Source organism: Kitasatospora sp. NPDC001539 (assembly GCF_040298565.1).
Classification (GTDB): domain Bacteria; phylum Actinomycetota; class Actinomycetes; order Streptomycetales; family Streptomycetaceae; genus Kitasatospora.
The window spans coordinates 21,222-28,559 of record NZ_JBEPAK010000069.1 but is presented as its reverse complement, the minus strand read 5'-3'; the positions used below and the strand labels follow the sequence as shown (position 1 = coordinate 28,559).

8 protein-coding genes are annotated in these 7,338 nt (G+C 71.8%); 4 read left to right on the top strand and 4 right to left on the bottom strand.

Translation table 11 applies throughout. The features are described 5' to 3' along the window. Window positions 1-454, top strand: a 454-nt coding sequence (locus tag ABT247_RS13940) for a glycoside hydrolase domain-containing protein (RefSeq protein WP_350742351.1), incomplete at its 5' end; no start/stop codon positions are given. A gap of 190 nt (window positions 455-644) precedes the next feature. Here the strand turns inward: ABT247_RS13940 and ABT247_RS13935 are convergent. The 3 genes from ABT247_RS13935 to ABT247_RS13925 form a co-directional block, all read right to left on the bottom strand. Next, window positions 645-1,694: a CU044_5270 family protein gene (locus ABT247_RS13935; protein WP_350742349.1), complete on the bottom strand. Its 1,050-nt coding sequence runs from the start codon at window positions 1,692-1,694 to the stop codon at window positions 645-647. Continuing rightward, window positions 1,691-2,329 (bottom strand): RNA polymerase sigma factor, encoded by a 639-nt coding sequence (locus ABT247_RS13930; protein ID WP_350742347.1) that lies wholly within the window; start codon window positions 2,327-2,329, stop codon window positions 1,691-1,693. The genes ABT247_RS13935 and ABT247_RS13930 overlap by 4 nt, the downstream gene beginning before the upstream one ends. Window positions 2,330-2,617: 288 nt before the next feature. Then, on the bottom strand, window positions 2,618-3,688 hold the full coding sequence (locus ABT247_RS13925; protein WP_350742345.1) for an alkene reductase: 1,071 nt from the start codon (window positions 3,686-3,688) through the stop codon (window positions 2,618-2,620). Window positions 3,689-3,913: 225 nt separating this feature from the next. Between ABT247_RS13925 and ABT247_RS13920 the strand changes: the two genes are divergently transcribed. Both ABT247_RS13920 and ABT247_RS13915 read left to right on the top strand, forming a co-directional pair. Then, on the top strand, window positions 3,914-4,444 hold the full coding sequence (locus ABT247_RS13920) for a MarR family winged helix-turn-helix transcriptional regulator (protein WP_350742343.1): 531 nt from the start codon (window positions 3,914-3,916) through the stop codon (window positions 4,442-4,444). A 154-nt stretch (window positions 4,445-4,598) separates the two neighbouring features. Next, entirely contained in the window at window positions 4,599-5,171 is a 573-nt protein-coding gene (locus tag ABT247_RS13915; protein WP_350742341.1) for a hypothetical protein, read from the top strand. On the opposite strand, the gene ABT247_RS13910 is transcribed toward ABT247_RS13915, so the two are convergent. Next, a complete protein-coding gene (locus ABT247_RS13910; RefSeq protein WP_350742339.1) occupies window positions 5,155-5,727 on the bottom strand; it encodes a hypothetical protein in 573 nt (190 codons plus the stop codon). The genes ABT247_RS13915 and ABT247_RS13910 overlap by 17 nt on opposite strands. A gap of 375 nt (window positions 5,728-6,102) precedes the next feature. On the opposite strand from ABT247_RS13910, the gene ABT247_RS13905 reads away from it, so the two are divergent. Then, on the top strand, window positions 6,103-7,071 hold the full coding sequence (locus ABT247_RS13905; RefSeq protein WP_350742337.1) for an NADP-dependent oxidoreductase: 969 nt from the start codon (window positions 6,103-6,105) through the stop codon (window positions 7,069-7,071). The last annotated feature ends 267 nt before the right edge of the window (window positions 7,072-7,338 follow it).

Below are 7,338 nucleotides of genomic sequence, written 5' to 3'. Positions count from 1 at the left end.
CGGGGGTCGACGGCGTCGTGGTGGTGCGCCGGGTCGTCGCTCAGGCGCCTCCGCCCTCGGGATGGGCCCCGGCAGTGCCGTCTACCTCGACATGGAGGCCTACAACGCCTCCGACGCCGCCTGCAGCACCGCCGTCCTCACCTACGTCCAGGCCTGGGACGCGGCCCTCCACTCCCGCGGCTACTTCGCCGGCTTCTACGGCTTCAGCAAGTCCAGCGCCCTCGCCATGAGCCAGGCCGCCACCTCCGGCGCCCCCAACCTCCCCGACGCCCTCTGGTACGCCCTCTACGACGGCACCGCCGACACCACCAGCACCTTCCCGTTCCCCGCCAGTCAGTGGAGCGGCTCCCGACGGGGCCACCAGTACGCCGTCAACCAGCAGGAGACCTACGGCGGTTCCTCCCTCACCATCGACCAGAACGCCTGGAACGGCCCGGTCGCCGCCATCGGCTGACCGGGGGCCGAGGGCCTGGCCCTCGCCCAGCAGACCATCGACGACACTTTCCACTCTGCCCCGCCCGCTCGCCGGCGAAGGAGAGCTGTTCGCCCCCACCGTGACCGGCGACTCCATGCGGAATCGAGCGCCGGGCTCGGAGGCGGCACCCCCGTGGCTGCCTCCGGGCCCGGCTGTGCGGGGCGGGCCGTCAGTTGGCGGGCTCGGCCTCCAGTTGGTCGACCACGGCCGAGGTCAGGACGGCCGAGGCGTACTCGAAGCCCTTGCCGCCCCCGGCGCCCGGGGACGGGGCGCCCGCGGGCGGCAGGCCGTCGGGGCCGGCCGGCGGGAGGTCGGAGAGGAGCACCTCGCGCACGCCGAGGAAGGCGCCGGTCGTCCTGTCGAAGACCAGGGCCACGCGCATGGTGCCGTTGGTGCCGACCACCGCGACGCCGTGCCGGCCGGCCGCGTCCACCTCGTCGGCGACCACGGACGTGCCCGGGATCCTCGCGGCCGCCTCCATGAGCGATCCGGCGACGGCCGGCGGCGCCCCGACGTTCTGGAAGATCATCTGGACGTCCGCGAAGGCGAACTGGTTGTACAGCTTCGGCGTCATCGGCGTCCCCGACACCCGCTTGGCGCGGTCGAAGGAGAGCAGCTGCTTCAGGAGCTGCTGCGGATCGGTGGGCAGGGAGGCGACGAACTCGTAGGTGGGGGAGTCGAAGCTCGCCGTGCGCGGGGCGCCGGGGACGCCCGACAGTGTGGCGGGCCAGGGGCTGCGCCCGTTGTCCATCGTCGGGTCCAGGATCAGGCCGCCGGACCTGCCGTCGACCGCGAACCACGACCTGCGCTCGTGCCTGGTCTCGCGGGCGCCGTCCTGGAGCTCCCGCCGGTAGACGAACTGGGTGCCCCTGGCCCCGGGGTCGGGGCTGCTGGCGGCGGCCCTCGCGGCGCGGGCAAGCAGGCCTGCGGGATCGGTCGGCTCGGGCGCCGGGGCGGCGGACGAGGCGGACGACGCGGACGGGGCGGCCGTGGGGGCGGACGAGGCCGGCCCCGCCGGGGCGGCGTTGCCGTGGCCGCCCTCCGGGGCGGCCACCACGGTCACGGCCGCCAGCGCACCGACCGCCAGCGGGGCGGCGACCAGCCACACCAGCCTGCGCCGCGGTCGCGGTGCGTTCGTCTCGGCGGCGATCTCACTCATCAGGTGCTCCTTCAGGAACCGTCGGCGGTCGGCGGGGAGCAGCTCGGGCGAGTTGTTCATCGGGTCTCCTCCTGCAACGACCGGGCGGCCTCGAAGCCGCCGTCCCGTACCTGTCCGACGGCGGGAGCGGGTTCCCGGCGTTTCGCCGGCTCGTGCAACTCGTTCTCGGCGAGCGTGCGCAGCCGGGCCCGTGCCCGGGACAGGCGCGAGCGCACGGTGCCCACCGGGACCCCGAGCGCCTCGGCCGCCGAGGCGTAGTCGAGGCCCACCCACACGCAGAGCCGGAACACCTCGCGCTCGGAACGGCGCAGCCCCGGCAGCGCGCGGTGCACGGCGGCCAGTTGGGCGCCGTCGTCGATCCGTGAGACCAGTTCGTCGGCGAAGTCCGGTGCGGCCCCGCGCTCGGCCAGGCGCGCCATCGCGGCCCGGTGGCGCCGGGTGGCCCGCGCGGTGTTGCGCAGCACGTTGGTGGCGATCCCGAAGACCCAGGGGCGCAGGTCGTCGTCGCCCCCGTGCAGTTCGGCGCGCAGGCGCCAGGCCTCCAGGAAGGTCAGCGACACCACGTCCTCGGCGGCCGCCCAGTCCCCCAGGGTACGCAGCGCGTACGCGTACACGGCCTGGGCGTGCGCGTCGAAGGCCTCGCCGAGCGCGTCCTGGTCCCCGGCGCGCAGGCGCGCCCGTTGTGACAGTTCCATGCCCTCCCCTGTCCGCGGGCCGGCCGCAGTTCCGTATGAGCCGCGTCACAGCGCGTCAGCCCCGAGCGCACGTCGCCTCTTCGACTTCCGGAAGCTAACAGACGGACCATCAGCACTCTGCCGGACGTTCGGACGCCCGCAGGCACGGGGGACAGCTCCGGCACCGTCAAGGAAGGGCGGCCATCCCGGGGCCGGCCCCGGCGACAGCCTCTGCGGCAGCTGCGCCGGATGATCGGTGCAAGGCCGAGGCCCGGCGTGGCCGTGGAGGTGGCCACGCCGGTCAGGGGGTCAGGTGCCGAGGGTGGGGTAGTCGGTGTAGCCGTGGTGGTCGCCGCCGTAGAAGGTGGCCGCGTCCGGGGTGTTGAACGGGCCGCCGGCGGCCAGGCGGGCCGGCAGGTCGGGGTTGGCGAGGAACAGGGCGCCGTAGGCGACCATGTCCGCCGTTCCGTCCTGGACCAGCTTCAGCGCCTCGGGGCCGGTGGCCTGCGGGTGGGTGAAGGGGTTGAGGATGAACGTGCCGGGCCAGGCCTTGCGCAGCCGTCCGGTCAGGTCGCGGTCCGGGCCTTCCATCAGGTGCAGGTAGGCCAGGTTCAGACCGGAGAGCCGCTCCAGCAGCGCTTCGTACACCTCGCCCGGCTGGGGTTCCGCGATGTCGTTGTACGGGTTCCCGGGCGAGATCCGCAGGCCCACCCGGTCGCCGCCGATCGTCTCCGTCACGGCCGCGATGACCTCGACGGCGAAGCGGATCCGCCCCTCGACCCCGCCGCCCCAACTGTCCGTGCGCAGGTTGGTGTTGGGGGCGAGGAACTGGTGGATGAGGTAGCCGTTGGCGCCGTGGATCTCCACGCCGTCGAAGCCGGCCTCCATCGCGTTGCGCGCCGCGGTGGCGAAGTCGGCGATCGTCTGGAGGATCTCGGTCTCGCCCAGCTCCTTCGGCGTCACGAAGTCCTTGGGCCCCTCATGGGTGAAGACCTGGCCCCTGGCGGCCACCGCCGAGGGCGCCACCGGGACCATGCCGTCGGGCAGCAGGCTGGGGTGGCCGATCCGGCCGGTGTGCATCAGCTGCGCGAAGATCACGCCTCCCTGGGCGTGTACGGCGTCGGTCACGTTGCGCCACGCGGTCACCTGGCCGGTGGTGTGCAGCCCGGGGGTGTCCGGGTAGCCCTGGCCGACCGGGGAGGGCTGGATCCCCTCGGTGACGATCAGTCCGGCACTGGCGCGCTGCGCGTAGTACTCCGCCGTCAGAGCGGTCGGCTGCGCGCCCGGTCCGTACGCGCGGCTACGGGTCATCGGCGCCATGGCGATGCGGCTGGCGAGGCGGCGGCCGCCCAGCGCGATCGGATCGAAAGCAGTGGTCATGGTCTGTTCCCTCGTGAGGAGTGAAGGGCGGTGGCCCGGACGCATTCCAACGTAACAGATACCTGCTCGAACAAGTAACTACCTTCTTCGAGGCCCTTCCCTGGGGGATGTGAGGCAGGGAAGGCGCTGCAAGCAGCAAAGGCCCGAGTCGACCACGCGGCGCTCCCTCGAGGTGGTGAGGGTGCGAGGTACCATTAGCTGTCTGATCAGGAAAGTGAGGAAGAGATGACACAGTCCACTCCGGCGGTCGGGAAGGCACCCGCGGGAGCGGGGCGGGAGGCGAGCGTCCCGGTGCCGGCCGCTGCCAGCGGCGGGCCCATCAGCCACGCGATCTTCCGCCTCGCCCGCCTGCACCGCATGTTCGCCGGACAACTTCTGCGCCGCATCGGCCTGCACCCGGGCCAGGAGCTGGTCATGATGCAGCTATGGGAACTCGGCCCCCAGCGCCAGATCGACCTGGTGCGCCTGCTGGACTCCGACGCCGCCACCATGACCCGCACCGTCCAGCGCCTGGAACAGGCCGGCTTCGTCCGCCGCCGCCCCTCGCCCACCGACAAACGCGCATCCCTCATCGAACCCACCGCGGCCAGCCACGCCCTGCGGCGTGAAGTCGAGCAGAGCTGGAGTCAGCTCGAGGACCTCGTCACCGCGGGTCTGTCGACCGGCGAGCGCACCGAGGCCCTGAGCACTCTGGAACGCCTGGAACAGAACCTCGTCCAGGCCGCAGTCGACCCCACCCGGGCAACCGAAAGTTAGTGGCGTTCTCCGGACCTGATCGGCGCTGCAGCACACGCCGGGGCGGCTGAGCAGCCTCGCCGCCCGGCCACCTGGCGGTGGAGCCGGGCCTCCTGGCTCTGAGGGGGAGGACGGGAAGGGCCGGTGGCGACAGTTCTGGCCGATCTTGGTTGCGGTGGACACGAAGTACCGGCAGGGCAACGAGGTCATCGGCTACGCCGGGGCTCCGCACGCGAAGCCCGGTACGGCTGTCTGCTTCGGCACGGACGGCATCGCCCTGACCGAGCGCCGGCCCTGGCCCTACCGGGGCGAGCCCGGTGACCACCTCCTCAAGGGCCACCTGACCGGACCGGTGGAGCACCGGACCAGCCAGGAGGAGCACCCGGAGCTGCGTGGCCTGGGCCGCGCCGAACTCGCCGCTGAGCAGGCGGCCGGAGGTGCAGCAGCGGTGAGCCCCGCCGATCCGAGTCAGCCGAACGAGGCGGCGCGCCTCACCCAGGAGCTGATCGGCGAGGGCTTCGCCAAGCGGCAGGTGGCCAAGATGCTCGGGCGCGACGCGAGCCTGGTGTCACAGTTCTTCACCGAGGGCAAGGCGCGGCAACTGCGGGCGTTCAACCCGCGCGGGGCCGAGTGGCAGCGGATGCCCGCCGGCGCCGCCGGGTTCCACACCGAGCACGGCTGCTCGGGGCTCGGCGACCGCACTGGCCGCCTGCGAGTCCGTCCTTCGGGAGTCAGCCGGAACCGGTGATGCACGTGAGGCAGGCCAGGCAGACGGGAACCTCATCGAACGGAACCCCGTCCGCGAGCGCCAGGGCGCACATGCCGCAGATCCAAGTACACAACCATGGCTTCGGGTCGGCCGGGTCCCCGACGAGGCCGAGGTCGGCCGCGTCGCTGAGAACCGTCCTCGAATCTCTGATGACACCCGGCAGCGAGTTGTCGAGTCGAATGGGGTCATTCCGTGCTTCGGCGCGGAAGACAATCGCCGGTGTACTGCTGTCCGGATCGCTGACGAGTACGGCATCGGCGCCCGAGGGCACAAGAGTCGACGGGTCGGTGTCCAGGAGGGACGCGAGTTCTGCGGCATCGGACGAGTCGTCGCCGAAGATCCCCATGAGCCCACCGGCCTCGGCCTTGACCCCGGAGAGAAGCGCCAGGGCACAGATCTGATCGAGAGTCTCGCCCTGGTTCAACCTGGAAATCGACTCCTGCGCTGCCGGATCGATCCGCGGGTCATCCAGGTTCTCGGGAGTCAACAGCCCCTGGCCCCGGGTGAGGATGTCATCAATAGTCAGTTGCGTCATGCGACTAATCAACCCCGGGCCGGCGCCCCGTACCGGTCCTGGCAGCAGCACATGAGGACTTTCCAACCTGATCGGACCAACAGCGACCAGCGCCGCGAGGGGGCGTGGCGCAGAGATCGCGAGAACGATGGTCCACCACGTGATCGGCCACCGGCTGCGCTCTCATGGATCGACATGGTCAAGGATTTCTGTTTGGTTCTCCGGCCACGCAGAGCAGAGAGGCGAGCAAGCGCGGAGGGCTGCTGCCCAGCTGGTCACCGGTACGTGTTCGGGACGCGTCGTGATCTCCGTCGACCGTGGTGGTCCGGGCAGATGGCCTTGCCGCGCGGCACAATCGGTGGTCATGGAAAGTACGTAGGAGAACGGCAGAAAGGTATGGCCATGCAGGCCTTCTCGATCGACTCCTTCGGCCAGACTCCGCGCCTGAGGGACATGCCGGTGCCCGAGCCGGGCCCTGGTGAGGTGCAGATCAAGGTCTCGGCTGCCGCGGTCAACCCGATCGACTGGAAGCTGGCCGCCGGCGCCCTGGCACCACCGGGCGCCGACTTCCCCTTCCCGTACACCCTCGGGTTCGACGTCGCGGGCCGGGTCACGGCCGCCGGTGACGGCGCGTCCTTCGAAGTCGGGCAGGAGGTGTTCGGGATGCGGCTCCCGGCAGCCGCAGGCCGCCATCCTCACGGCTCCTACGCCGAGTACATGACCGCCTCCCAGGACACCGCCGCCCTGGCCGTTCGGCCGCAGGCGCTCGACGCGGTGTCGGCGGCAGCCCTGCCGATGACCGGTGGGACCGCGCTCGGCCTGATGCGCTGGCTGGACCCGGCCGACGGCGAGACACTGCTGGTCGTCGGCGCGAGCGGCGGTGTCGGCTCCTACATCCTGCAACTGGCCGCCGCCCGGAACGTGCACGTGATCGCCGTCGCCGCCGGCGAGGACAGGGACTACGTGCGCGCCCTGGGCGCCGACGAGGTGATCGACTACCACACCAGTGACGTGGCCGACACCGTTCGCGCCGCACACCCGGACGGCATCGACGCCGTCGTCGACCTGGTCGACGGCCGCGACGTCGTCATGGGCAGGGTCGCACCGCTGGTCCGGGACGGCGGACGCCTGGCCAGCACCGTCTTCGCCACCGACCCCGACGCTCTCGCCGACCGGGACGTGCGCGCGGTCAACTTCAACTACCAGGCCACCGGTCAGCACATGGCCGAACTCGCCGACCTGGTCACCTCCGGCGCCTTGAAGGCCGCCCGCATCACCACCTTCCCGCTCAGCGGCATGGACGAGGCCTACACCGCCTCCACCAGCGGCCACGTCCGCGGAAAGCTCGTCATCACCACCGACTGAACACCCCTTACGCATCGGACTGCCGCGTGCTGCGCTGGTCGGGGAGCCACGGGTCAGGGCACCTCTGATGGCCCATCCGACTCGCTCGGACCCGAGGTCCCGCGCACGCTGGGGGTGGCCGGCCCGGCGGCCGCCGATGCTGTGGTGGTCAGCCGGTACCGGCAGGTCGTGATCCCGGGCCGGTCGCGGGCGAGCACAGCGCGGCCTCACGCGAGCACGCCCACCACCGGTGCGCGCATCCGGTCGAGACAGTGGCGGCCTGGGACG

Excerpts from the sequence above, each read along its gene's own strand:
- ABT247_RS13910 (WP_350742339.1), bottom strand. The coding sequence starts at position 5,727 with ATGACGCAACTGACTATTGATGACATCCTCACCCGGGGCCAGGGGCTG.
- ABT247_RS13905 (WP_350742337.1), top strand. The coding sequence starts at position 6,103 with ATGGCCATGCAGGCCTTCTCGATCGACTCCTTCGGCCAGACTCCGCGC.
- ABT247_RS13920 (WP_350742343.1), top strand. The coding sequence starts at position 3,914 with ATGACACAGTCCACTCCGGCGGTCGGGAAGGCACCCGCGGGAGCGGGG.
- ABT247_RS13935 (WP_350742349.1), bottom strand. The coding sequence starts at position 1,694 with ATGAACAACTCGCCCGAGCTGCTCCCCGCCGACCGCCGACGGTTCCTG.
- ABT247_RS13925 (WP_350742345.1), bottom strand. The coding sequence starts at position 3,688 with ATGACCACTGCTTTCGATCCGATCGCGCTGGGCGGCCGCCGCCTCGCC.
- ABT247_RS13930 (WP_350742347.1), bottom strand. The coding sequence starts at position 2,329 with ATGGAACTGTCACAACGGGCGCGCCTGCGCGCCGGGGACCAGGACGCG.